The sequence below is a fragment of the Paenibacillus glucanolyticus NBRC 15330 genome, assembly GCF_004000885.1.
Lineage (GTDB): Bacteria > Bacillota > Bacilli > Paenibacillales > Paenibacillaceae > Paenibacillus_AQ > Paenibacillus_AQ glucanolyticus.
This window is the reverse complement of the sequence record NZ_BIMC01000006.1, coordinates 1-26,240: the sequence shown is the minus strand read 5'-3', so window position 1 is coordinate 26,240 and position 26,240 is coordinate 1. Positions and strand designations below refer to the sequence as shown.

Below are 26,240 nucleotides of genomic sequence, written 5' to 3'. Positions count from 1 at the left end.
AAATGATTGTCAATCTCTGTATTGTAAAAATACGGATGAAACTTCTTTTGAATTACTTCCCTAGGAGACCACGTCTTCTCCAAACAAATTACTTCAAACCCCACGCTTATTCCCCCACAACAAAGTGTGTAACTGCGGGAGAACTTTAACCTGTTTCAACTCCGTTGATACCATGACTTGATTAATCAACCACTCGTATTTCTCTAATAAAGCAAATACCAAACTTTCTCTATCAACTGTCGTTACATCGCTATTTCCGACCTGCAAAACCAGTCTCATGTGAGGATAGCGCTTATGAACTTTTATAGCATACTGAAGATCATCTTCATCAAAAATGACTACTTTAATACATATTTCATTCGGACTATTATTCAAGTTCTTGATAACCCCATCTAATCTATCCCAATCGGTTATCATTCCTGAACTTGGTGGTTTTGGGGAAACCGTCAAGTCGTCAATATCCGCCATCCAATCTTGCCATCTGCTTCCTTGTGTTTCTAACCCAACTCGAATCCCCTTATCATGAAGCAAATCGACCAAATATCCAATATTCTTTATAAGTGCTGGATTACCGCCAGAAATTGTTACATGCTCGAACGTAGTTCCACCAAGAGAATTCAATTCATCGTAAATCGTTTGAGCAGATAATTGTTTAATTTCATTCTTTGCAGAACCATCCCATGTAAAGGAGGAGTCACACCATGAACAGGAATAGTCACAGCCAGCCGTCCGAACAAACATCGTTTTTTGTCCGATTACCAAGCCTTCCCCTTGAACAGTTGGCCCGAATATTTCTAAAACCGGGATAGAATTTTCTCTGTGAGTCAATCTGCCATCCACTCCCGTCTTGCTTCAGCATAGCTGGTTGGCGTTTCGAATAACCTTACAAACTCAGTTCTTGCGTCCACTTCTTTTGATGAGTATTTTTCCGTACTTAGTGCCGCTTCCATCTGCTCATACAGCCAAACAACTATGTTTTCCGCAGTCGTGTTCATTAATGGCAATGTTTCATTTAGATATCTGTGGTCTAAGAATGGTTCAATTTGCTCACGCCAAATTGTTTTCAACATGCTAAAGTCTATCGTCAGGCCAATCTCATTTGTATAGCCACTTATTCCAAAAACCACCTTATAGGTATGGCCATGTAGATTTTTGCATTTGCCTTCATAAGCATGTAAATGATGCGCGGCGTCAAAAGTGAATTCCTTACTGACCAATACTCTGCGCTGATGATATTTTAACTGATTTTCAGTAATATCCATTCCAAACTTTTGCAATGCATCTACAATGACAAATTGTCCTGGTACTTTATTCATGACATTTGCTCCAAATTTCTTGTCTGTAAAAAAGTATCCAGACCAGCTTTTCTCAACTGACAAGCCGGACAATTACCACAACCATCCCCGATAACCCCGTTATAGCAGGTTAATGTCTTCTTACGTACAAATTCAAAAGCACCTAACTGATCAGCCATCTCCCACGTCTCTGCTTTATTAATCCACATCAACGGAGTATGAATGATAAAGTTATGATCCATCGCTAAATTTAACGTTACATTTAGAGATTTAACGAAATCATCCCTGCAGTCGGGATAGCCACTGAAATCTGTTTCGCATACACCTGTTACAATATGTCGAGCCCCTACTCCTTTAGCAAAGACCGCCGCGAAACTTAAAAACAAGTGGTTTCGTCCTTCTACAAATGTACTTGGAAGTTCGCCATCATTATGAACAATTTCTACATCATCACGTGTCAACGCATTTTGAGTTAATTGGCCGAGTAGGCTCATATCAAGTAAAGTCCATTTTACTCCTAATTCATCAGCAATTTGATTAGCACATTCAATTTCTAATGCATGCCTTTGACCATAATTGAAGGTGACAGCCTCCACCTCATCAAATTGCTTCATTGCCCAAAACAAACAAGTTGTACTATCTTGACCGCCACTAAATACTACAACGGCTTTTTTGTTTTTTTTATCCATTTGCTTAACCTACTTTCTTACCAGTCTCATTTTAATGTTAACAGATGTGCTACCTTATCGAAAGTTGACTATTTATCGTCTCCAACAACTAATCTAATCTCTACAACATCAAACAAGTTGGGGAATTTTTCTTTAATCTCATCCAGCAGACGCTTCCATTGTATTGGAGGAAGTGTACTATATCCATTTTCGATAAGTAATCGGATATGCCGTTTTATGGAGGGCCTAATTTGTGGGCTTTCGTTGATTTTTTCTAGTAGGTGACAGATACTTTCAACATCTTCACAATCAAAATCATTTCTGATTACTTGAAGAAGGTGCAATTTGGTCTGCTCATGTTGAAGTTTTCTTTCGACCCGCTCTCTTAATTCATAGAAATCTATAGATTGCCATTCAGCAATTAAGGAACTCAACTCAGCACCAATATGTTTCTTTTTCCCTAGACGATTTACACCATTCCCCAATCTAATCAGGAGTTTCTTTATATGCTCTAAATCCCCTAACTTAATTTGAAGATCCAGCAGATACTTCACTAAATTTCGTGGAGTAAGAGCAAGGCAGTTTTTCAAACTTTCCAATTCCTGAATAATAATTATTAAGTTAGCTTTACTCGCCTCTAATTCAGACCAGATTACTTCGTCCTTTTCATTGATCTTCGCTTCTTCTTGTCTATAGTTTGTTTGCGCACAACTCTCAGTGAGAAGATTTGCAACTTCAAGCATTATCTCGTCAAAATGTTTACTCAACTGCCTTAACTCATTAAATAAATTAGTAGCACTTTTATATTGAGCGGCGAGTGCTTGATCATCCAATTCTTGTTCCAGCAAAGTGTAAGCAACAAAGTCATGTTGTGTAATACTCTTCTTCCCGCTAAAAGCTTTAATTTGTTCAGCAAGTTCTATCAATTTCAAATTATTGGAACCAAGTAAAAATGGAATCATGTTCATCCTTTTTTCGAGTGACTGCTTAAAGCTCTCTTGAAGTAATTCAAAGTATTTATGGTAACTTTCTTTCAATTGGGATAGAAATACCCTTAGAGTAGTATCTCCAATTTGGTAGTTTTCTAAGATTTTCGATGGCACAAGATTCATAAACCAATAATCAAATTCTTCATTCGTCAAAACCGCTTTACTAGGCGGCTGAAAAAAGTTATCACGTAACAAGTACCAATCTGAATAACAATCCTCAAGAAGAGCTAATAATTCTGTTCGGAATGGAGAATATTCAATTACATTTGAGGCCCAAGATGATTTGCTGTATATTTGAGCATTTTGAACCCAGTTTTTCATACCGTACACAAATACAGGAAGATTCAACCCAAGAGCCTGTTCAAGAGAATTAAGCCATTCATCATGGATTGACTCTGCTTGATGTATCCATTTAGCAATTTCATATTCATTGGAATTTTTCTGAAATATCCTTACCTTTTCTGAATACTTCATGGTTTGAAAGTTGGCAATTTGAATAGCAGTAAATCCTCTGCTGACGCTTATTGTAGACTCATCCTTGTTATTCTGGAGTGTAATCGGATACCTTGTTCGATTCACAACTTCATTTCGCTGAATGGATGATGAAGTTTTGGATGTGAATGAACGGGACATATGAATTCCCTTTACAGCATCATGAACCAATGCAGCTACCCCGGATCTAACCGGCAATAATAATTCTTCATTTACATCTCTTCCTTCTACCCAATCTCTAACCACTGCCTTTTCATTGAAACCATTATTACTATCTTTTTTCGGCTCATCAAGAAATTGCTGCTCCTCTCTTAAGCTACTTCCAACACTATTTAGTTTCACAGTGATTTGATTATCCTTATATCCAAAATACCTTAATACAGGTTCTGAAATTGTAATCTTCTCCGCTTCTTCAGAGGCATACCATTCTGCGAGAGTTTTGATAAAAACATCCGAATGCTCAGCGAACATCTCCCTCCTTATTATAGGAAGTATTCTACTAATATCTTTCTTACCTCTTAGAAAAAAGCGAATAACTTCTTTACTATTCAAAATCATGTAACGTAATTTCCCTTTTCCCATTGGAATTGCATCATACGTTCTCCTTAACATATGGCTATTAAATGGAAGCAACTGAACTTCAATATCATTTAATTTAGATTCAATCTCACTTGATTCTGTGGTAATACTTGAACATTGGTCGTAGTACGGACACTCAGGAGCGCATTTAAAGCCTTGTGTTGCTTTCAACTGTGTAAGGTACTTAGCCATATAAGGTATTACTTGTCCACGATCTAGGTTGAAAAAGTCTTTCCCTGATTCGTCAGATAGCCATAACTTTTTTACCCGGTCATTTATGGTGTCAAGATTTTGGATTCTTTGTGTAAGACTGAATCCTTGTTCTGTATCCTGAACCGCGCCAGGCGTTAGACCAATTACTACATCCCAATTCCCCTCTTCTAATGTAATAAGTTGATCCAATATATTGGTTGCGTAAATATTAACCGATTGAACAAGATCGTCAATGAGTAGCAATGGACGGATACCCTTGCTTTTTATCTGCTGGGATAATTGTTTAAACAGGGTTCCAATGTCCCGTCCTTCAAACAGAAAATGGTCCAGTTTCCGAGAAAGTGTTTGTCGAAATGTTGCATACTCCAGGGGGATATTAACAGTCGTGTTAGCAAGTAACGATTCGAATTGCTCACGATGTAGAACTTCTAGTGGTTTTTTGATTCTTCCTCGTTTAACTTGAGAAGTAAATTCAATAATATTCTTCTCAATTATTGATCTCAACAATAGTGCTGCTGGAACAATTTCCTCATCTGATTCTAGCGATTCGGCAAGTGCCGTCCAGACCATTTGGTTAACAAGCGTAATAGGCTTTTTAAGTAATAGCCCCCACTTATCTTCGTCAATACAAACATCTAAAGACAAATTTAATGCGTTTAAACATTTTTTGATTAGTGTCTGAGGGTTTAACTCTGTCCGTGAAATTCGTACCACCGGTCGTTCAGATACCTCCACTAACCATTTATCTTTTAGCCAACGAAGCAGTTCAGATTTCCCTGATCCCGTCGAACCAAATACTAAATAAACCCTGTTGCCATCAGAATCAACTTCCTTGAGTTCTTCCAGCAATTCGCCTTCCGTAACCTCGGCGATCAGTTGATTGTCATTAAATCTATGCATTACTTGAGGGAAATGGGTCTTTCTAAAATACTCAGGCGATTGGTCATAGCGCTCGTCTGCAGTTCCTACTAAAAGTTTAAGCGAATTTTTGTTGAGACAGGGCATCATTTAAATCACATCTCCTCTCCACCTTAATCCAATTTAATTCATTTTTGGGACCATATGACTTATAGTGTAAATCTTGCATGTAACTCAGTTCCAACACCCCTTCTTGATGTAATGCCATTAAAGAAAAGATAACCCCTCTGTATATATTTCCTTCCGCTGTTAAACATGGTATGACCGGATGAATAATATTTTCACAAAACGGATGCAATCCGCCCTCCCATGCCTCATTCCCCTTAATGATACTTTTCATTAACGAAAGCTGTGGAAGTGCATAGAAGCCTGAATATATACGTCTACCCAATCCCCAGCATTCCATCATTCGCTTCCATGCATTAACTTTCTCATGCCCAACTAATGTTTTCATTAATTGGCTATTGATTTGGTAGTGAATATTGCTAACAAACAATCTATCCGGCTTGACAAATAATTGTTCAAATAGGGAAGCAAATATTTTATCAAGCGAATCGCTAGGTAGATCTTCAGAAATTGAAAGTTTCCTTAATTTTAATAAAACCTCTTTGTTGCACCATGGTTTGTCTTGTAGAACAAAATATTTACATTTGTCTTTATATACAAACTGTAAATCCTCTAATACGGTCAAACCGCATTCAATTAAAGATGTGATGTCCCCGCTGTCCACATGCTGAAATTTTGCTTTTAACTTCTTTAAATCCAGTCCTGGATTAGTTCTTAAATTTTCGTAAATCACTTCAATTTCCGGTCCGTAGCACATTTGAAACAACATGCTCGCTCCTCCTCTTCTTATTTTCTAAAATATCGTTAAACGTTCTAAGTAAGTGGTAATAGTTATGGATTGATCTTAACTTCATATATTCTCTTGGGGATGGGACTAAGATCTGTTTTGCATCATTTTCACATACAGGGCATTCACAATTAAGCGGATTTTCCAATCGTGGACTTGTGGGTTTAGCTCGAGATTCTGAGAGGAAAAAGGTTCTAAATGGTCTGCTGTAGAACACTTGAAAGAACGCAGCTGCCATCGTTGGTCGTGTTGAATCAAATGAATTTACACCAATATCAACCATTGCACTAAGTTGGGGAATCCCTGTTACTCCAAAGACATGTAAGTTTGAAGACCCAACAACATCTGCAGCACTTCTGATCATTTCAATTTGGTGCGTCTGATGTTTAAAAAGTAACGATCCAATTCCAAATTTGGTATACCCCATCTTGATCAGTTCATATGCAGAGAACTCAATACTAGCTTGGTCATAACCTTGGATGACTCCCATTGGTTGAACATATTTCGGAAGATTACACTTATGAAAAATATTGAAATACTCATAAGCGTTAAATAGCGTTCTTTCTATCGCCATGTAACGTTCAGATAAAGAGGACTTATTTAACAATGGTTCATCAAAATGAACCATTTGAACATTTGCTTCTTTTTCGCAATCTTCTAAGATCGAGAGTTGAATATCAAAAACATCTTTTAGTGGAGGCCTAATTTTTTGTTTAACATAAAACACTGATCCACAGTCTAGTATTAGCTTGCTAGGTTTATTTTTATACCTTTTTACCCCACCTCTATTGTCAGGTATAGCACTAATTAAAACTGGACATTGAGGAAAGTAATCACAAAATACTGCATCACTGTGTGACCAACCAATATAAAATTCCATATTCTTATCTCCTTTCACAAAAAATATTACGTGATCATACGTGATAATTTGATTTTAGCACAGTTTACCATCTCTCATCTACTCTTGGAATAAAAAAAAGAAGCCATCAGGCTTCTTTTATCCATTGTCTCCATATTTCATATATTAAATCGCGTTGTGCATCATTAAATTTATAACTTCCTTTATTAACAAATAACACTGGGTTGTCTCTGTCAAAAAACTGACCTTTCCAATTTTCATAATGAAATTCTTTTGAGAGTAGGGGCAGCGGCAGATTGGTTAACTGAGAATCCTCAGTCCATTGCTCCATGAAATATCTAATATAGCAATACCAAGCAATGGCTGAGTCGGCAATGGATTTTTTTCGGAACTGTTTCCTCTGTGCTACAGGAAGATACCCTAGTACAGGATAATCATTCATTATTGAGTCAACATACTTAATTAAATCTTTAGCTAATCGAGGACATAAACTCCGTTCAACTCGATACCTTTGAAAATCCTTAAAAATATCATGCAGTGATCTAGTGGTCATTAATTTAGTGGAATTGCTGCTTATTTTCTCCCCCTTCTCAATCAACCGTTCGAAACGCTCAAAAGACATTAATTGATGCATACAGTAACTAGGAAAATACTGGGCTTCAGATACAATTAGAACGACGTATTCATCACTTATACTGCCGCTGGGCAATTTATAAGTAAACCGGGGGTTCGTCACTTGTAACTTATTGTTTATTAAACTTACCACAGCATCATAATTTACTAAAATGACGTCTTCACCAATTACATCAGACTGAATTATAGGAAAACCCCAGTCTTTAATCGCACCTAATGGCATTACCGCAAAATAAACGTCATTATTCTTTCTGGTTAAATTGCTTACGTTTTCAAAAGTAAAAACCATGGAATTTCCCCCAACGCAAATATGCCTTAGTGTACCACACTAAGGCGTAACTGCGCACTATTTATTCCACCGTTTTTTCAATTCCTGGATTTGACTGTAGTAGACATGTGTATTATGAAACCCTCTCCGTCTGTTTCTATTATTACCTCTGAATACAATCACATCAATTCCAATTTCCTTACATATATTACAATCACATTGTTCCCATGGACGTTCAGACAAAACCTCTCTGTAGAGATCCTCATGCACTTCACGGTTTTCCCCTAGAATTTTATCGTATTCTAGTATAGCTTCAAGTGTAGATGATATTTCTCTTTCTCCATCACTGAATTCCCTTAAAGCGATTAATGCCCCCTGTTCAAGCCTCTTATAATCATCAAACTCAATCTCATCATTATTTTGCATCATTTTTTTTACTCTTCCGGACGTTTCTTTTGCTTCGGGTATTCTGATCGCTGTGTAATGTTTACCACTCAAGGTATGATAGTTATGCCCTGTTCCTAACCACGCTCTTCTCAAAGGGGAAGAGGAGTCAAAAGAAGTAACACCCAGTTTATGGAATGATTCCATTGTTTTCATATCTCGTGCAACCCCAAACAAGTGCATACGAAACGTAGGATCAGGAATAACAGGTGCTATTTCTTTAAGAATTTCATATATTTTTTCGGATTGTTCTCTAGCCAATCCACCCAAGGCAACATAGTCATAACCTAGTCCAATAAGATGCTCTACTGCTCTTCGGAAAGAAGGCGGGTCCCATCCTTGGACTATACCTATCGGATGAAATTGATAGTTACTTGTTTCCCTATTTTCCCTATACATGCGTATAAACTCTTCCGCCATAGTAAGGGTTAGTTCATAACGCCGGTTTCTAATATTTTCATCTCTCTGGAAGGGACCCACTATTAGATGGTCAATTGACACCCCATAATCAAAACCCAGGTTGTGATAGTAATCTATAATCTCTTGAGTCGTATACGGCGGTACTTCTTTATCAATATAACTAAAGGCACCACAATCCCCCATAATCGGGTATTCCCTAGGTAGTCGATAAAAATCGTGTAACCCCATATCATTAATCATCAGATTTTTTTGCTTAGTAGCATTATCGATATTCACTTTAGAAACAAGCAGTCCATCAAACTGAGGTCTTTCAAAAATCTGATGAGCATACACATCATTTTCTAATGGATTCCTGTTTTTTTCAGAGAAATCAGCCATAAAGTCATAATTTGGATCGACTCTATCATCATTCTCTGGAAGATAAAATCTGGGTTCCTCAATGCAATTTATAGCCACTAACTCATCTGGTACAGGAAACATTTCATTATAGAACCGTAATAAGTCTTCTTTTTCAGATGAATCACTAAATAACTCAGGTTGTTTTGTTGAATCAATTGATTCCAAAATAAACTCTCTAACCTGATCAGGATGATTCATTATTGTACTCCACTTCTGATCTATGTTAGATGTAATAATATTCCTTAATAAATGTGCAAAAAGATACCCTTTGATTCCTATCAAACCATATTTTAACGTTTTAGCTTCTTTTTCTCCAATAGTTAATACATGATAATCGTCCCAGTTTAGAATTCGAGAACGACTGGATGCTCCTGCAAAAAAGATCGCTTTTTGATTACTTTGTAACTTTAATGGCCACTCCACCGCTTGCAAGTATTTGTCTCCAAGCAAGAAAAAAACAAGATTATAATCGGCAACTTTCTTTTGTAAATTTTGTGTAATTTCAAGTTGACGCGCCCATTTTTTTATAGTCTGCGAGTCCATTGTATTAAAAGTCACTTCATACGGAACAATTTGCGCATCTTCATTCAAAAGACCATAACCCGCTGAAATAATGCAAAGATCAATTTCCCCGCCTTGTTTCCGGTATTCTTTAATACCACTCATTAGCGCAAGGTGTTGACTCCCTGTATACATTTCATCAGCACGTTCTTTGAACTCCAACAATTCTGCTTCTCTTTGTTTCAATACATTTTCATTTTTGAAATCATCAAATACAAGTTGATTTATCGGTTTGTGTAACTTCTCTCCAGTACAAGAAGTGACAACAAGAATACGTTTTGACAAAATCATCACATCCCTTATCAACACAATATAAAATAGGGCGAGAACGCCCTATTTCTAAACAGCTTTTGTGTGTTTCAAAAAAAAATTTTTAACAATAATTGCAGCAAGTATTTGAACCAATGTCTTAAAAATGATTTGACCAACAATCGCCAGAAATACAGCATTCCAGGGAAGAATATTAGCTCCCAGTGGGGATAGTCCCACAATAACAAAAATAATACTATCTAGTATTCCACCAACAATACCACTGTATGCTACCCTCATATGAAAAGGTAGTTTAAGGCGCGAATAGATTTCGGTATCTGTGGTCTCAGATACCGCAAATGTAATGATTGAAGCAAATACAATCCAAAGTGTATCACCAAGTAAATATGATGTTAATGCTGATAAAACCATTGCTATTAAAATGAGGAAATAGGTCTTCCGCCTACCAACAAAATTTTGTACAAAATCGCGGAATATAAATGTTGCCCCTATTATAAATGTCCCTGCCGGAATAATAAAAGGTCCAACAAAAAATGGGGGTACTCCTGCTGTTACGACATTTGATAAAACAATAGCAAGCAAATAAGCTAATATCGTAAAGTATTTAATATTACATCACCTCTTCAGTCCGGTCACCCTCTAATTATAACACCACTTTTTGTTCCGAGCTACCCTCACCAAACAAAATAAAACTACAAATTTCGACTCATTCTGCTAAAAAAAATATTGAGAGAGGAATTTTCTGCTTTAAGTTGAATAATTATATGAACACTTTTTTCTTATAACTTGGTTGAAAAAATGGAGGTTATTTAATTGAACAATTATGGTAAATCTGCTATTCGTTCAGTAGAACTCATTCATTCTGGTGAAGTTTCCTATACAGAAGAAGCATGGGAAATAGCGACTAGAGAATTTTTTACAATTAAGACCAAGGCATGTCCCAGAAGTGCTTTTCTAGGATTATGCGAGGCAGGTTTGATAAAAGATGTGTATCAGACACATATCAAACAGCCTCTTAAAGCTTCCACTAACAAAGACCATACAGTAGAAGCTGTTAAACTACTTTCAGAGAATGAAGCATATGCTTCATTTAAACCGCTTCAATTGTGGCGAACTCTTATGAATGGAAATCCTAAGTCTCATAATTTTCAAATGGATGTTGTTTTGGCATTATGGAAAAATGATTTGATTGTTCCTTATAAATCTCTTGTCGCACTTTAGAATTTCAAAGTTGGCAATCAGAATTATTACCAATTGTTTCGTTTCTTCCTAACTGACTATCAATTAGAACATTATGCATATTGACGGTAATACTATCGAATACTAATTCTACCCTTATTTTTCATTTCATCACGCCCCTTGGGAATAGCCACGCCTGTAAAGGAGCCAAGACGAGTTCACGTCAACCTTTATAGGCCATCGTGATGAATTGCTAACTTGTTCGAGCATCGCATACCACTCATGTGAGGTGATAAAATCCTGCGTCAATCCCTCATCAACACCGCCACACTCTCCACATGCACTGTATGCGGAAACATATCCACCGGCGTAACCTCTACCGTGCGATATCCGCCATCCTTCAGCACCCGCAGATCCCTTGCCAACGTAGACGGATTACAGCTCACGTACACCACGCGCTCCGGCTTCATCTCAAGAATCGTCTCCAGCAAGCGAGGGTCGCACCCTTTACGCGGAGGATCAACCACGATGACATCGGCCTCGATGCCCTGCTCTTTCCAGCGCGGAATCACGTCTTCGGACGCGCCGACTTCAAACTCTACATGCTTCATACCGTTCAGTTCCGCATTCGCACGCGCATCCTCGATCGCTTCCTTCACGATTTCGACCCCATACACCTTCTTGGCATGTTGGGCCAAAAACAGGGATATCGTCCCAATGCCACAATAGGCGTCAATCACGGTCTCCGCTCCGGTTAATCCTGCATACTCCACCGTTTTACCGTACAGTACTTCTGTCTGGGCAGGGTTCACCTGATAGAAGGAACGCGCGGAAATGGCGAACTTCACATCGCCTATATAGTCATGGATGACCTCACGACCCCACAGGACGCGGGTCACATCCCCGAAAATAACGTTCGTTTTGCGTGTGTTAACATTTTGGCAAACACTCACAACAGCCGGGAGCTCCTCACGAATAGCAGAGATCCACTCGTTAACACATGGAATCCGCTCGCCATTGGTCACGAGTACAATCATCATCTCCCGGGTAGCAAAACCGATCTTCACCACGACATGGCGAAGCAAGCCCTGACCTGTCTCTTCATTGTAGGCGGTGATGCCTAGCTTCCGCCCAATGGCTTTGACGCGGCTGACGACCTCGTCGTTCTGTTCATGTTGGATTAGGCACGTTTCCATGTCGACGATCCGGTGGCTGCCGCGGGCGTAAAAGCCGCCGACCAAGCCACCTTCCGTTACACCGATAGGTACCTGGGACTTGTTGCGGTAGCGCCAAGGCTCGCTCATGCCGAGTGTCGGACGCACGAGGATTCCCTCTCGATCTGAATTGCCAGTATCTTGTCCATCTTCCACACGCGTCTCTCCAGCACCTGCCGCCTCACGCACCACCCGCAGCTTCCCGATCCGCTCCAGGTTGTCCACCACCAACTGGCGCTTCCACTCCAGCTGTCCGGCGTAACTCATATGCTGCAGCTGGCAGCCGCCGCATTGGTCGTAGATCGGGCACGGGGCAGCGATGCGGTTTGGGCTCTGCTCGACCAGCTCCAGCAGCTTGGCGTAGCCATACTGCTTCTTGGTCTTAAGCACCTTCACCCGGGCCTTCTCGCCCGGCAGGGCGCCCTGAACGAACAGGGTGTAGCCATCCGCACGGCCGACTCCTTCCCCGTCATGATTCATTCCTATAATATCGATCACGACCTCGTCGTTCTTGGCCACCGGCAGGTCCAGGAGGGCGGCCGAAGACGCCGCCGGCTTGCCGCTGCGGCGCATGTCGCTTCCCTTGCGGTTCTTCTTCATGTTGTGCTGTTCACTTCTTTCCGTTCAACTTGTCTCTTGCTACTCTATATTCCCCATCGGATCATCATCCATAATAAAAGCGGATGCTCTCCGTTACTGTTCCTTCACTTAAACAACAAAAAGCTCCCCCAAGGGAGCTTATCGCACAAGCTCACGTCCATCATTATACGGGAGCTTCCTATGTTATTCAATCCAAGAACCTGCAAATCCAATCATTTACTTACAACAGCCTGGAGTCTTAACGGCGATTCGCAGCCTGTTCCATCTCTTCCAATGGCCCATCGCCTCAATCGCCTGCCTATCCCTGATATCCTGGCTAGTACACTGACTCAGACAAAACAATCATTAGTCATATACGCACTCGGCGCTATCTCTAGCCTTGGGTATTGCTTAGTTAGCACTTCGGCGCTGACTCCCAACTATCGGCCAGGCCACCGTGTCTTATGCACCCAATGCTATCGCCCAACAGTCAGTTATCGCTTCCTACGCACACTAACGCCATCTCCCACAACCGCCATCTCACCCAAAAATCCTTAAATGCTGCGGCAGGACGCGGAACGTGCCCGGCAGGACGCCGCCGAACTCGCCGTCCAGGTTCAGCTGAACCGGACCGGGAGAGACAACCTCCATATAGTCGGTGCGGAAATGCACGACCTTCTTGTCGTTGATATGCTCGCCGCGCAGGGCGAGGGTTGCGACGCGCACGAACTCCGCCAGATTGCACTTGCGCAGCGCAATGACGTCGAACAGGCCGTCGTCAATGCTCGCGCCCGGCGCGATTTTGTCGAAGCCGCCGACCGAGTTGCTGTTGGCAATGAGGAACACCATGAACTCGTCATGGATCGCCTCATGACCGCTGGCGTTGATGATGAGCTCCTGCGGCGTAAGGCTGACCATTTTCTCGATCCCCTTCAAATAATACGCCAGCTGCCCGATCATCGTCTTCAGCTTGCTCGGCACCTCGTAGGTGAGCTCGGTCAGCGTACCACCGCCCGCTATATTAATGAAGTAGCGATCATTGGCTTTGCCCACGTCAATCGGACGCGTCTCGCCTCGAATCACCAGATCGCAGTACTCCTCCCAGTTCTTCGAGATGCCGAGTGCCCGTGCAAAATCATTCGTGGTCCCCATAGGGAATATGCCGAGCGGCGGAAGGTTATCCCTGCCAGCCATCCCGTTGATGACTTCATTGATCGTTCCGTCGCCTCCGGCGGCAATCACAAGATCGTACCCCCGCTCTACAGCATCTGCAGCTTCACGGGTAGCATCTCCCTCCCCCTTGGTAGCATGACTGGAGGTTTCAATGCCAGCACTGTCCAGACGGTCCAAAATATCAGCAAGCCGACGCTTCATCTCCTCCCGGCCGGAGGTTGGATTATAGATTAACCTTGCACTTCTCATTAACGATACGCCACCTACTTATGATTTCAAGGATTGAAGAAGAAGTTTGGCCTGCGACTCCATCCACTGCGGAAGCAGCGGGTGTGGAAGCAAAGTCCTGCCGGTATACCGGCATTCAAGCCCCTCGAGCCGATTGGGTATAACCTTCTCCGTAAAATACCCCTCACTCAAAAAAAGCGGAGCTACGATCACATCGCAGCCGCGCTCCATCCATGCTGTCACTTTGTCCCGCACATCGCCGGGACTGAGTAAGGCATAATCCGCGCTTGTACCGCTTACTTCGCTAACTCGCCGTGCCAATGAGTTAATACCCTTTTCCCAGCGGCGGCGAAACAGATCATGCCTGCTGCCGTGTCCGACAAGAAGAATGACCTCCTTCGCCGGATTCACGGACAGCTCTCTTACTTTATCCCATACCATTGCGGCAATCTCGGGGTCGTCATCCATCGGCGCACCGAAGTGAATCCGGGATCGTACCCTGAACGGCGCAAGGTCGGTTTCCATGTCCGGAACAGCCTTCGCTCCTATAGCATAAGCTATTTCGTCAACATGTGTGCTGCCGGACGAGACAAATAACGGAATGACCACGATGTCAGTGACACCCTGATCCTCCAAGGCCGTAATGCCGTCCTGAATCAGACGGCCTTCTACCAATTCCAGATAGGAAGATACGACAGGTATATCCATGCGGGACGCCAATTCGTGGACGGCTTCGTCCACCAGCGACACCCAGTTCTGTTCACGCGAACCATGACTAATGACCAGCACACCCGGCTTCGTCATGGTGTTAACGCCCTAAACGCTCCAGCGTCATTTTATAACCGTCATTGCCGTAATTCAGGCAACGCTTCACACGCGAGATGGTTGCGGTGCTTGCTCCCGTTTCTGCTTCAATCTGGTTGTATGTGCAACCCTTGCCAAGCATACGCGCTACTTCGAGCCGTTGTGACAAGGACTGGATTTCGTTCACGGTGCAGAGATCATCGAAGAATACATAGCATTCTTCCACACTGCTCAGGGTTAATACAGCTTCGAATAATTGATCGATGCTTTTATCATTTAACTTCTTTAATTGCACTGGATGATCATCCCCTATTGTTACTGTGTATAACACTCGCACTCCCATTGTACCCGAGCGGATATAGTCTTTTCAAGCATTAACGATTTCACGCACTGCAGGACAACCATTACGAGAGGTCATTCACCCTGATGTACTCTCTTATTTTAACCTAACGAAGGACACGCCAAAACCTTCCTAGGCCATCGCCCGATTCCGCTCCTATCCCGAAAATAGGGGTATTCGCCTAAACCCATCGCCCGCCCGTATCATACAGTATAGTATCTTAACTCACAAAGGAAAGTGATATCATGACTGGTCATTCTCACTATTATCATCGCCGACCTTCCTCTAAGCGCTCGCTAAGCGAATATGATTCACTGCCGCAGGAGCCAACGTCATACCCCGGTATTTCTCCATACAGCGATTTTCCAGAAGTCGGCGAATCCAATCTGTATCCATACGCTGACGCTCTTTCAAACGATACGCTGCCTGTACCGGGCATGGAGGCTTCGGCTTCGGCTCTAACACCATCCAGCAACTCTGGCGGCGGGGGTCTGGCAAGTCTCCTCGGCGGAGGCGGCAGCGGGAGTGGAGGCGGAATAAGCAAACTCCTTGGCGGCCTCGGGGTCAACAATCTGAGTGACGTCAAGGGCCTCATCGATCGGATGGGGGGCATCGACGGGTTGGTTAACAACATCGGCAAGGTACAGAAGGTCATGCAGGGCTTCCAGCAGCTTGCGCCCATGGTTTCCCTGCTTGCAGGCGCGTTCACGAAGAAGAAGGGCGGCCGCGGATCATCCACGGCATACACGGACCAGAACGACGACTACGAATACAGACCGCGGAAACGCCGGTCCTCGGGGGGCAGACGACATTCCGGCTCGCGCAAAAGCTCAGGATCACGCAAAGGCAGACGTCGTCGTTAATCTGAAGTGAAATCTCGGCATCAGCACCAGCACCGCGCATTTCAGCAAGACCACAGCCTCTGAACAGCTGAGACGATCTGCTCTGACCAACAGCGCAGCTGCGCCTTAGCGAACAACAGGCGGGATAAATAGCAAGCTCATACATGACGAAGTAGGCTCCGGTCTGTCAATTCCAGACTGGAGCCCTATCTTTTTTCCTAAAATATGATCCTATTCAGCGCGTCCAGTCCCCTTCGGGACCGGCTTCTTGCTGCTCGTCGCTCTCGAGTGACTTCAAGCGGAACCAATAAGAGCCGCGCAGACCAGAACGCAGCAGCATCGTAATGCTGCCCAGCAGATACAGCACCGTCGCAATCCGCTTCATCTGCGGATAGAACATCAGAATGCTGCCCGCAATGAACAACAGCCCTGTCATAATTTCGCTGATGACCATGCCAACCTCGTAACGGTTCGTAACGGCCAGCTTACGCTTTCGTTTCCAGGCCGAGCGGAACATCCGGCGCAGGAGCCGGTTACGAACAGGCTCATCTTGGTGACGCGATGTACGCTTCTTGGGATGTGGTTTGAGCCCAGGCTTCATATGCAGTCCCCCCTCAGCAAGCTTATACCCCTTACGGAAGAACAAGAACCACAGCGATTCAGCATTCGCCTTTTTTATGAAGGACAACCCTCCCCGATGATCCGATCAACATTTACCTAAAACTTGGAACGGCAGAGACACTGGCAGGAAGTCCGTCTGATTCAGAAGAGCTTAACCACTTCACGTCCACGAACCTTCTTATTTAAACCAGCCTCGCCGAATAAACCACGTCACCATGCCTCCGCCGAGCACAAACATCAGCAGAAGCACAAGGAAATATCCATAATGCCACCCAAGCTCCGGCATATTCTCAAAATTCATCCCGTAAATCCCGGCGATCAGGGTGAGCGGCATGAATATGGTCGTGATGACCGTGAGTGTTTTCATAATCGTGTTCATCCGGTTCGAATTCACCGATATGTAACTGTCCCGAAGATCCGCCGTCATCTCGCGGTCCGCCTCAATCATGTCCGCCAGCTTCAGCAGGTGATCATAGATATCGGAAAAATAGGCATGGTGCGCGTGATGCTCCATATGCTGCGAGTTCACGATCCGGTACAGCAGATCCCGCATCGGCACGACCGTCCGCCGCAGGCGCAGCAGTCTGGAGCGAAGCGCAAACACCTGATTCATCAGGTCCTCAACGGAATCCTTCTCCCCTTGGCTTTCGAGCTCGGCCAGCTCGTCCTCTATGGCGAACAGGCTCGGGAAATACTGATCCACCAGCTTATCCATAATAGTATATGCCGTAAAGCTTGGACCATCCTGACCGAGCGGTCCCTTGCCGGCGACCGAGGTCACCCGTTCCCAGGCATCATCCATTTCGGATAGCTCCTGCTGGTGGTAGGAGACCACAAACGCAGGGCCCAGAAACAGATCCACCTCCACCGCCTGCAGCGTATCCGGCTGAAGTGCATGCAGGACAAAAAACTTCGTCTGTTCGTAATAATCCAGCTTGGGCCGCTGCAGAATGTGCAGACAGTCCTCCACCGCCAGCGGATGAAAGTGAAAATAACGCTCCAGCAGCCGCGCTTCCTCCGGCGTGGGATTGCTGAAATCCGCCCAGATCCAGGCGTAGTCCTCCATTCGGATCTCTTCGAGTGAAAGTCCGGTGACCGTTTCATAGCTTGGCGTAATGGCTAATGTGCGAATCATGTTAGCATTCTCCCCTTCCCTGCACCTGCTGTTTCTTTGAACAAAAAAAGCCAATCGATTCCTGATTGGCCCCACAACTATCCATAATCTATGTGTAATGTAGCATTAATTGGTTTAGAAAAGAATTTTAAATATGATGCCTGCCAGCACAGCCGTAATCGGAATGGTAATAAACCAGGTTACAATAATACGTCCTGCCAGGGACCATTTTACAGCGGAGAAGCGTTTCGCTGAACCTACCCCGAGTATGGCCGATGTGATCGCATGCGTCGTACTGATTGGCAAGTGAAGCAGCGTTGCCGTAAAGATAACGGATGCTCCCGTGAAATCAGCGGCGAATCCGTTGATCGGCTCGATTTTGAAAATCTTCGTGCCCATGGTTTTGATGATCTTCCAGCCACCTACCGAGGTCCCAAGGGCCATCGCCGTAGCTGCAGAGAGTTTAACCCAGAATGGAACTTCCATCTCGGACAGTTGACCTGACGTAACCAGGGCAAAGGTGATAATCCCCATCGCCTTCTGTGCATCATTGGTACCGTGCGTGAAGGATTGCAGTGCCGCGGTAAAAATCTGCATGGTACGGAAGCCTTTGTTCACCGTATGCGGACTGCGTTTCGCAAAGATGACTTTTAGCAGCTGCATCACCAGATAACCGATAACAAACGCGATAATGGGTGACAGGATGAGCGCAAGCACAATATCGGTAAATCCGCCATAATTCAGCTTATCACTACCCGCTCCAACGAATACCGCCCCTGCCAAAGCTCCGATCAGAGCATGGGAAGAAGATGACGGCAAACCAAACCACCAGGTGACCAGGTTCCAGATAATCGCTGACAGCAGGGTTGCAATCACAACCTGCAGACCGTTGTCCAGTGCTGCGGGATCCGCCACGCTGCCCCCTATCGTCTTGGCAACGCCGGTAAACATCATCGCACCGACAAAGTTCATGCCGGCTGCAAGTAAAATTGCCGCACGCGGCTTCAAAGCCCGGGTTGATACCGATGTTGCTATGGCATTAGCCGTATCATGGAACCCGTTAATGAAGTCAAATGCAAGCGCCAAAAAAACAACAATTACTAGTACTACCATCGTTGTATCCATAGTTCAGGACTCCCTTACGAGTTGCGCATAATGATGGATTCCAGCATATTAGCCACGTCTTCGCAGGTGTCCGTGGTTGTCTCAAGTCGTTCGTAAATCTCTTTTTTCTTGATCAGCAGAATCGGGTCAGATACCGTAGCGAACAGATCCTTGATGCTGATGCGCAGCAGTTCGTCGCCTTGGTTCTCCAGATCGTTCAGGCGAATCGTGTACTCACGAATAGCCAGAAGTTTTTTCTGGGAGAGCAAATGAATGGCTTTCTGGATTTCATAAGCCGATTGACGCAGAATTTCCGCAAACTGCACCATGTATTCATCAGGTTTACCCAACTGATACATATAGAATCGGGATGCCGTAGCCTCCAGTCCGTCCATCACATCGTCCAAACTGGTTGTCAGGTCCATAATATCGTCGCGTTCGATTGGCGTGATAAACGTTTTGTTGAGCTCGGTGATAATTGTATGTGTATAGGTATCACACTGCGACTCATATCTCTTCATTTCGTTGGCAAATTCAAGCACATCCTGAAGATTGGAAACGTGCTGCGAAAAATAATCTGCGGCTTGTACCACCGTATCGGCCATATTCTCCAGTGTTTGGAAGAATATATCCTTCTTCTTCAATTTCATACTCTTAACCCCTTTTTTCGATAAATTGCCGCGAACGTCCTTAAAGATAAGACAACCTTGAATATCTTATCACATCCATGGCAGGGTGTGTATAGAAAAGTAACACTCAAAAATGTGAGAAAACAACAGCTAAGTTAATGTATGGATATCATTCCATTTCCCTTGCCTATTAACATCTCCGTAAGCGTGCAAATTATCCCAAAACCGTGTCCATTATCCGAACTTGCGACCTAAGGATTCGAGATCGTGACATGGCTTTCAAAAGAAGGCGCATTCGGCACAATGTTGAAATACGTCGTTCCCGGAACCAGCGGCACTTCCTTGCCGTCCTTCACAAAACGGATCGCATCACCCGCAGCTCTTGCCCACTGGCCCGTAATGACCTCTCCACGCTGGAACAGCATCGCTTCCCCGCCGGCTTCCACGTTCACGGCAAGTCTGCCCACATCATCCAGCACCTTATGGTCTGCCCCGAGGACAATCACATTCGCAGCCTCAAGCTGTACGTTATCGTTGAGATCCACGTGCGGCGATCCATTGACCGACCGTTTGTACGTATTCGAGGAGCCGTCGTACTGATAATCCACCACATAGCTGTCCAGTAAAAATTTGATTTCGACCTTCTCTGCGGGTTCGCCGGAAACCCCCTCCACGGGTTCAGTGCCCTCTGCCCCGTCGCCGCTTGTTGCAATCGTCTCCGGATAGAACGTATACTGCGGCACCTGCACATCGTTGCCGTAATTGAGCTTGGCCGCTCCTTCGCGGAGCTTCTCGTCGCTGGAATACAAATTATGCGGAGCTTTGCGGTTGTTGGCTCTCCAGAAATAGGCCCCTGCATTTCCGATCTCATCCATGTCCTGCTTGCGCTGCTGTTGAATGATCGTATAAGCTTCAGGGCTGCCTCCTGCATGCACAAGAACGCCGCCATAGCTCTCGCCCAGATTAATCAGATAAGGGCGGATACTGCGAATCGGTCCGATCTCCTCGATCCCAGACTGGCTTTGAAAGATGCCGATCAGTCTCGTGATTCCTCCCTCCGCCAGAACTTCATATACCATATCCGCTTGTCCCAGACCCGACTGCGGCCTAGCGGCTGGTGCGTTATTGATCATAACGGCCAGCGGCCTCTGCGTCAGTGACGCTTCTAACGGCAATCCCGTCAGAGGTGCGTGATAAGGAGAAGACGTATTCTCCTGCGTTTCTTCTGCCGGCTGCTCCATTGGAGCCTCCACCTCCGGTGTCGGAGCAGGCTCCGCCTTCTTATCCCCATTGCATGCTGACAGCAGCAGTACAGCCGCAATCGACAACAAGCTCGTCCTCCATGCGAACCTCTTGAAAGACAAAGACCCTTTGCTAAGCATATTGTTTCCCCCTATGAACGCTCCCGTTACTTATTACCCTAATATTCCAACCCTTTTACCGGAAATTTCCAACCGACGTTTCAACTTTAATTTACATTTAATCACAAGATCCGTGATTTGTCTGTATAAAGAAGGGATACAATCGGCTCATGAATCTCCTTCACGGAGTTGGCTATTATTTTCGGATTACGAGGAATGGATTATCTAGCAAACAAGTATAAGTTCTTGACGTGAGCTATAAAAAAAGCCGCGGTATCCGCGACTTCTGATGCGTGCATTTATCCTCCCACGTATTAGCATTTTTTCATACTTAGTAAGGTGTTAGCTTCTTTTTTCAGTAATTTCTAAAATGACTTACTTCTCATTCATGCTGCACCTCAATGAGATAGTGAGAATATTAAACATGCCAGTATTAGACTGCAAGATGGTACAAACAGAATATGAAGCTTTAGACATTTAAGTGTACTTTAAGCCAATACTAATATAGAGAGAAAACTATTTAGTCATTAGCATATCGTCTATTAATTTTATCAGTGTGTCGCTTCTTGAACTTAAGATCTTATATTTTTTCTCATTATTACTAACTTCAACAACTACATAGCCTCTATCATTAATCACAATTGAATAATTGTTTGACTTATTAACTATTACGATATCATATGCATTTGTTTGACTTTGAATATTCGTCCCACCTAAAACTCTTCGGTACTTGGAGAGTTCTAATAAATGGATAAAATAATCTGCATCTTCTCCACTAATTTCAGTATTTAAAAACTTACTATCTTTAATTTCATCAAATCTTACATTAAAATTTATTTTCTCCACGTTTTTCAATTCAAACACGTCGTTCGCACTTTGTGGGCGAAAATAATAAATTGTCCCAATAATCAATATTATAAAGAGAAAAAATAGAAAGACCTTTATGTACTTTTTTTTAATAGTCATTATTCATTCTCCCTCCTTATAAAATAAACTAACTACATGAACATGTAGTTAGTTTATTTTATTGTTACTGTCTTGACAACTTTAGATATAGAACGTGCTATTACAACCTCTTGTATTTGATGTTAGCTAGCACTTTTAAACACTAGACCGTAATAATTCCACGTTAAGAGCCATTCTCTATATTGGGAAGTACTATCTCTAAACAGATAACAATAATGTGCTAAATTATTAAATTCAGGAGTCTTTTTATAAATCACATTTGATTGTGTCATCGTACTTTCACCATTGACAATCGTTATCCCTACCAATCTGTGCCAAGATTCTTCACCAATTGCCTTAGTCTTCATGTTTGTCATATTCTTACCCAGTGCTTATTCTGGAACGTTCACAACTTTGTGATATTTATCACATATATTGTGAATATTTTCACTTATAATAAAGACATAGAGAAGGTGATCACTTCTAGACAACAAGAACCCACAACATCGACATCGGAAACACAGCAATCAACCAAAAATCAAAAACTCACTTAAGGAGTGGTTTATATGTTTAACAACTGGCTGAGAACAAACAAATTAGCAATGTGGCTGCTGACCATCATTCGGGTCTACCTCGGATACGAGTGGATGACGGCAGGCTGGGGTAAACTAACCGGCGGCTTTGATGCCGGAGGTTTCCTGCAAGGCGCGATTGCCAACGCAAGCGGCGATCACCCGGCGGTACAAGGCTGGTGGGCAGCGTTCCTCGAACATGCGGCACTGCCGGGCGTGAACCTGTTTAACTTCATCATCCCACTCGGTGAATTCCTGGTCGGTCTCGGACTGATCCTCGGTACCTTCACCACCTTCGCCGCACTGATGGGACTGGTCATGAACGCCGCGTTCCTCTTCTCGGGTACAGTAAGCACCAACGCCCAGATGCTGCTGCTTGAAGTACTGGTCATCGTCGCCGCTGCTAATGCCGGTAAAATCGGGTTTGACCGTTGGGTACTCCCTTACCTCCGCGGTGTATGGGGCCGGATTACGCACCGCGCCAGCGAGCCTGAAACAACGACAACAAATTTTAAAAAGCGCACAGCTTAACATAGTCTGATTCAATAGAAAAGATGATGGGAACTGTCGGTTCCCGTCATCTTTTTTTCATGCCAAGAACCCAGGCCAAATCGCACCTTACGCGAATACTGTATTTAAATACAGTTTTTTGCAAATATGAATAATTTGATTAGAGACGACATTAAATAGATCGTCGCTGTTTTTTTCGGCTATCATCGCTTTAACGAATTTCAAATTTGCAAAAATCTGAAAACAAAAAAGAGAATGATTATTCATGGAGGAGTGGTGCTGGTGTTTATTCAATGGTTGCAATCAAGCAAAATCGCAATGTGGCTGCTGACGGTCATCCGGGTGTATGTCGGGTATAAGTGGTTGACGGCAGGCTGGGGCAAGTTAACGGGAGGCTTTGATGCAAGCGGATTTATGCAAGGGGCGATTGCCAAATCTACAGGAGAACAACCCGCGGTTCAGGATTGGTGGGCCGTATTCCTGAAGCATGCCGCACTGCCGGGCGTCAAATGGTTCAACATTATCGTTCCGCTTGGTGAATTTCTCGTTGGGCTCGGTCTGATCCTCGGCACGTTTACCGCGTTCGCGGCACTTATGGGGCTTGTGATGAACTCTGCGTTCCTGTTCTCGGGCTCCATCAGTATCAATGGTCAGCTCCTGCTGCTTGAATTCCTCATTATTCTCGCAGCTGCCAATGGCGGCAAGATCGGTATTGACCGCTGGCTTATGCCATATCTCCAGGAGAAATTCACACGCCGGGTCAAAATCAGCAGCGATCCCTCTGCTCTTCAGAAGCAAACAGTCTGAGTAGCAGGAGTCCCGATGGAGCACTAATGGCATACAGCAGAACAAAATCAATAGGTTCCGTAATACCAGCTTAACTCCAGCTTTAATGTGGTTATCTTTTTCCTCGATCAGGTGGCGCTTGGCTCCTCTGCTGTCTGAGTCGACTCATTCGCTTGATTTTAAGTATATTATCCGGGCTTTTCCCCTCTGTCGCTTACAGCAGTGAACCACTTCTTTGCCAGCTTAAAACATGAATGTACTGCTCCTGCTAGACTGGAAAATGCAGTCGTTCTGATCATTACGCCTACTCCTTAGCTTAAGTACCCGCTCTTTCTCTTACTTGGAGCCTGGGAGCTTGCTCCTGCTGTGTTGATACGCAATTGTTCTGCTCATTAGTTGAGGCACAGTACGGAACAGCTTCGTGCTCCACTCACACCAACGGGTGACTGCGGCATTCCATCCCGGTCATCCGTATCTTATCAGGCAATCCTTCCTCTCCGTACGACCCTTGATCTATATGTATACCGCATTCACATGTTAGACTATTTCTGCACATATGCACCCACAACTTACGACTTCCTGCTTACTCCTGCTAATGAGCGCACTCCTGCCACTGCCTAGCACACCAACTTCAAGCACCTTCACATACGTTTGCTACATCTACACTTCATCCTACGTACGGTTGTCCCTAATCCTATTCCTCTACACTACCGCCTTACTCATCCGCACTCTTGCCACTGCCCTTTGCACACCAATTTCCTGCTCCCTTACCTTGCACATCACCTTCAAGTACTTTCTACATCTAACTTCATCCAACATACAGCTCCCCTAATCATCTTCCTGTACACCGCTGCCCTGTTCGCTCATGTACAATTCCTGACACTGCCCTAAGCACATTAACTCCCTGCTCCTTCGACTAGTTTCTACATTTGAACTTCATTCTGCTTACTGGCCTCTACTCTATTCCTACTATTCCTCCACACTTCTGCACCGGCTCATGCTCCCTCCTACTACTGCCCTTTGCACACCAACATTCTGCATCTTCACTTACTTTCTACATCTGCGCTCCATCCTGTATACCGACTGCTCTCCACTCCTACTCCTCTATCCTACTGCTCTTGAGTTCTCATACTCTTACTCCTGCACATGCTTCCATTTCCCCAAGATGATTATTTTTTATGATATTAATCACAAATGTGATTTTTATCACATATATTGTGATTTATTTCACTTATAATAAAGACATGAAAGAGATGATCATCTTCCTAAATCAACACCAGCGCACAACTTCAACACATCCGAGAACCAGCAAGGAAGCTTTCATAAAAAAGAAATCATACTTTTAAGGAGTGGTTTATATGTTTAACAACTGGCTGAGAACAAACAAAATTGCAATGTGGCTTCTGACCTTCATTCGGGTCTACATCGGTTATGAGTGGATGGTCGCAGGCTGGGGGAAATTGACGGGCGGTTTTGAAGCAGGCGGGTTCCTGCAAGGCGCGATTGCCAAGGCAACCGGAGATCATCCAGCCGTGCAAGGCTGGTGGGCAGCATTCCTGGAACATGCAGCACTGCCAGGCGTGAAAATCTTCAACTTCATCATACCGATGGGCGAGTTCCTCGTAGGGGTCGGGCTGATCCTTGGTACCTTCACTACCTTCGCCGCACTGATGGGACTTGTCATGAATGCCGCGTTCCTCTTTTCGGGCACGGTGAGCACCAACGCCCAAATGTTACTGCTAGAGGTACTGATCATCGTCGCAGCAGCCAATGCCGGTAAAATCGGTCTCGACCGTTGGGTACTCCCCTACCTTCGCGGCCTGTGGAACAAAGTAACGCACAAAACAACCAAGGCGACGGCAACACCCCTACACCGCTAAAAAACAAACGGCTTAATATAGTAAGCAACTAAAACTTAAAGGATCTAACCTATTGATTAACAGCCCGACTTGAGCAATCAAGCCGGGCTGTTTTTGTTCTGGCATGCGTTGGGGCATACATTTGAGCAAGGTCTAGCATACATTCGAGGTTTAGCATACGTTCAAGGTTTAGCATACGTTCGAGTTTTGCATACGAGCTTGTACTTTCTTTCGAGCGTTACTTTATAAGGCACTGACTAGTTACTTCAATTTTAGCGGACTCAGCGGACCTTATTTTGACCAAAACCACCTTTTCTTTAACACTAACGGACCAGAGATCCGTTATTCATCGAATTAGCCCCTCATTTTACGTGATATCCGCAATTTAACGGATCGTGTGTCCGATAGATCCCCCAATTGCGAGCAAAAAGTAAAAATAGCGGATCTGAGGTCCGGATACAACCCGGCCCAACCCTATCGTGTGTCCGATAGATCCCCCAATTGCGAGCAAAAAGTAAA

24 protein-coding genes are annotated in these 26,240 nt (G+C 44.0%); 5 read left to right on the top strand and 19 right to left on the bottom strand.

Going from position 1 to position 26,240, the window contains the following annotated elements:
* Window positions 1–93: 93 nt before the first annotated feature.
* The 9 genes from queE to PGL02S_RS11475 all read right to left on the bottom strand — a co-directional run bounded on the left by queE (window position 94) and on the right by PGL02S_RS11475 (window position 10,443).
* Window positions 94–828 carry a 7-carboxy-7-deazaguanine synthase QueE gene (gene queE / locus PGL02S_RS11515; RefSeq protein WP_006208344.1) on the bottom strand — a complete coding sequence of 245 codons (735 nt, stop codon included), beginning with the start codon at window positions 826–828 and terminating at the stop codon, window positions 94–96.
* Complete coding sequence (gene queD / locus PGL02S_RS11510) at window positions 825–1,316, bottom strand: 6-carboxytetrahydropterin synthase QueD (protein ID WP_006208343.1); 492 nt, start codon at window positions 1,314–1,316, stop codon at window positions 825–827. Before queD ends, queE begins: the two co-directional genes overlap by 4 nt.
* On the bottom strand, window positions 1,313–1,984 hold the full coding sequence (gene queC, locus PGL02S_RS11505) for a 7-cyano-7-deazaguanine synthase QueC (protein ID WP_036640823.1): 672 nt from the start codon (window positions 1,982–1,984) through the stop codon (window positions 1,313–1,315). The genes queD and queC overlap by 4 nt, the downstream gene beginning before the upstream one ends.
* 68 nt (window positions 1,985–2,052) lie before the next feature.
* Window positions 2,053–5,244: a hypothetical protein gene (locus PGL02S_RS11500; RefSeq protein ID WP_036640824.1), complete on the bottom strand. Its 3,192-nt coding sequence runs from the start codon at window positions 5,242–5,244 to the stop codon at window positions 2,053–2,055.
* Window positions 5,213–5,989: a hypothetical protein gene (locus PGL02S_RS11495; RefSeq protein ID WP_006208340.1), complete on the bottom strand. Its 777-nt coding sequence runs from the start codon at window positions 5,987–5,989 to the stop codon at window positions 5,213–5,215. Before PGL02S_RS11495 ends, PGL02S_RS11500 begins: the two co-directional genes overlap by 32 nt.
* Window positions 5,955–6,887, bottom strand: coding sequence for a tRNA guanosine transglycosylase family protein (locus PGL02S_RS11490; protein ID WP_006208339.1), 933 nt, complete (start codon window positions 6,885–6,887; stop codon window positions 5,955–5,957). The genes PGL02S_RS11495 and PGL02S_RS11490 overlap by 35 nt, the downstream gene beginning before the upstream one ends.
* A gap of 106 nt (window positions 6,888–6,993) precedes the next feature.
* Window positions 6,994–7,788: a hypothetical protein gene (locus PGL02S_RS11485; RefSeq protein WP_006208338.1), complete on the bottom strand. Its 795-nt coding sequence runs from the start codon at window positions 7,786–7,788 to the stop codon at window positions 6,994–6,996.
* A gap of 57 nt (window positions 7,789–7,845) precedes the next feature.
* A complete protein-coding gene (gene dpdA, locus PGL02S_RS11480) occupies window positions 7,846–9,882 on the bottom strand; it encodes a tRNA-guanine transglycosylase DpdA (protein WP_244892335.1) in 2,037 nt (678 codons plus the stop codon).
* Window positions 9,883–9,930: 48 nt separating this feature from the next.
* A complete protein-coding gene (locus tag PGL02S_RS11475; RefSeq protein WP_081742786.1) occupies window positions 9,931–10,443 on the bottom strand; it encodes a VUT family protein in 513 nt (170 codons plus the stop codon).
* Between the two features lie 231 nt (window positions 10,444–10,674).
* On the opposite strand from PGL02S_RS11475, the gene PGL02S_RS11470 reads away from it, so the two are divergent.
* Entirely contained in the window at window positions 10,675–11,082 is a 408-nt protein-coding gene (locus tag PGL02S_RS11470; RefSeq protein ID WP_006208335.1) for a DUF6979 family protein, read from the top strand.
* A gap of 263 nt (window positions 11,083–11,345) precedes the next feature.
* On the opposite strand, the gene rlmD is transcribed toward PGL02S_RS11470, so the two are convergent.
* From rlmD to PGL02S_RS11450, 4 genes are all read right to left on the bottom strand, one after another.
* The gene (gene rlmD, locus PGL02S_RS11465) at window positions 11,346–12,854 is read right to left on the bottom strand and encodes a 23S rRNA (uracil(1939)-C(5))-methyltransferase RlmD (protein ID WP_036640828.1); all 1,509 of its coding nucleotides are present in this window, start codon (window positions 12,852–12,854) and stop codon (window positions 11,346–11,348) included.
* A gap of 519 nt (window positions 12,855–13,373) precedes the next feature.
* Window positions 13,374–14,255, bottom strand: coding sequence for a diacylglycerol kinase (locus tag PGL02S_RS11460; RefSeq protein ID WP_006208333.1), 882 nt, complete (start codon window positions 14,253–14,255; stop codon window positions 13,374–13,376).
* A gap of 18 nt (window positions 14,256–14,273) precedes the next feature.
* Window positions 14,274–15,038: a sirohydrochlorin chelatase gene (locus PGL02S_RS11455; RefSeq protein ID WP_036640829.1), complete on the bottom strand. Its 765-nt coding sequence runs from the start codon at window positions 15,036–15,038 to the stop codon at window positions 14,274–14,276.
* Window positions 15,039–15,042: 4 nt separating this feature from the next.
* Window positions 15,043–15,333, bottom strand: coding sequence for a YerC/YecD family TrpR-related protein (locus PGL02S_RS11450; RefSeq protein WP_006208331.1), 291 nt, complete (start codon window positions 15,331–15,333; stop codon window positions 15,043–15,045).
* 290 nt (window positions 15,334–15,623) lie between these two features.
* Between PGL02S_RS11450 and PGL02S_RS11445 the strand changes: the two genes are divergently transcribed.
* Window positions 15,624–16,241 (top strand): hypothetical protein, encoded by a 618-nt coding sequence (locus tag PGL02S_RS11445; RefSeq protein WP_036640830.1) that lies wholly within the window; start codon window positions 15,624–15,626, stop codon window positions 16,239–16,241.
* Between the two features lie 214 nt (window positions 16,242–16,455).
* Here the strand turns inward: PGL02S_RS11445 and PGL02S_RS11440 are convergent, their stop codons facing one another.
* The 6 genes from PGL02S_RS11440 to PGL02S_RS11415 all read right to left on the bottom strand — a co-directional run bounded on the left by PGL02S_RS11440 (window position 16,456) and on the right by PGL02S_RS11415 (window position 22,015).
* Window positions 16,456–16,821: a YrhK family protein gene (locus PGL02S_RS11440; protein ID WP_036640922.1), complete on the bottom strand. Its 366-nt coding sequence runs from the start codon at window positions 16,819–16,821 to the stop codon at window positions 16,456–16,458.
* Between the two features lie 198 nt (window positions 16,822–17,019).
* A complete protein-coding gene (corA, locus tag PGL02S_RS11435; protein ID WP_036640831.1) occupies window positions 17,020–17,976 on the bottom strand; it encodes a magnesium/cobalt transporter CorA in 957 nt (318 codons plus the stop codon).
* A 114-nt stretch (window positions 17,977–18,090) separates the two neighbouring features.
* Complete coding sequence (locus tag PGL02S_RS11430; protein WP_036640832.1) at window positions 18,091–19,080, bottom strand: inorganic phosphate transporter; 990 nt, start codon at window positions 19,078–19,080, stop codon at window positions 18,091–18,093.
* A gap of 14 nt (window positions 19,081–19,094) precedes the next feature.
* On the bottom strand, window positions 19,095–19,709 hold the full coding sequence (locus tag PGL02S_RS11425) for a DUF47 domain-containing protein (RefSeq protein WP_006208326.1): 615 nt from the start codon (window positions 19,707–19,709) through the stop codon (window positions 19,095–19,097).
* A gap of 230 nt (window positions 19,710–19,939) precedes the next feature.
* Entirely contained in the window at window positions 19,940–21,070 is a 1,131-nt protein-coding gene (locus tag PGL02S_RS11420) for a DUF3048 domain-containing protein (RefSeq protein WP_036640833.1), read from the bottom strand.
* 495 nt (window positions 21,071–21,565) lie between these two features.
* The gene (locus PGL02S_RS11415) at window positions 21,566–22,015 is read right to left on the bottom strand and encodes a hypothetical protein (protein ID WP_036640835.1); all 450 of its coding nucleotides are present in this window, start codon (window positions 22,013–22,015) and stop codon (window positions 21,566–21,568) included.
* Window positions 22,016–22,560: 545 nt separating this feature from the next.
* Between PGL02S_RS11415 and PGL02S_RS11410 the strand changes: the two genes are divergently transcribed.
* From PGL02S_RS11410 to PGL02S_RS11400, 3 genes are all read left to right on the top strand, one after another.
* Complete coding sequence (locus tag PGL02S_RS11410) at window positions 22,561–23,097, top strand: DoxX family protein (protein ID WP_036640836.1); 537 nt, start codon at window positions 22,561–22,563, stop codon at window positions 23,095–23,097.
* Between the two features lie 261 nt (window positions 23,098–23,358).
* Window positions 23,359–23,883, top strand: coding sequence for a DoxX family protein (locus PGL02S_RS11405; protein ID WP_036640924.1), 525 nt, complete (start codon window positions 23,359–23,361; stop codon window positions 23,881–23,883).
* Between the two features lie 1,337 nt (window positions 23,884–25,220).
* Window positions 25,221–25,742, top strand: coding sequence for a DoxX family protein (locus tag PGL02S_RS11400; RefSeq protein WP_051449224.1), 522 nt, complete (start codon window positions 25,221–25,223; stop codon window positions 25,740–25,742).
* The last annotated feature ends 498 nt before the right edge of the window (window positions 25,743–26,240 follow it).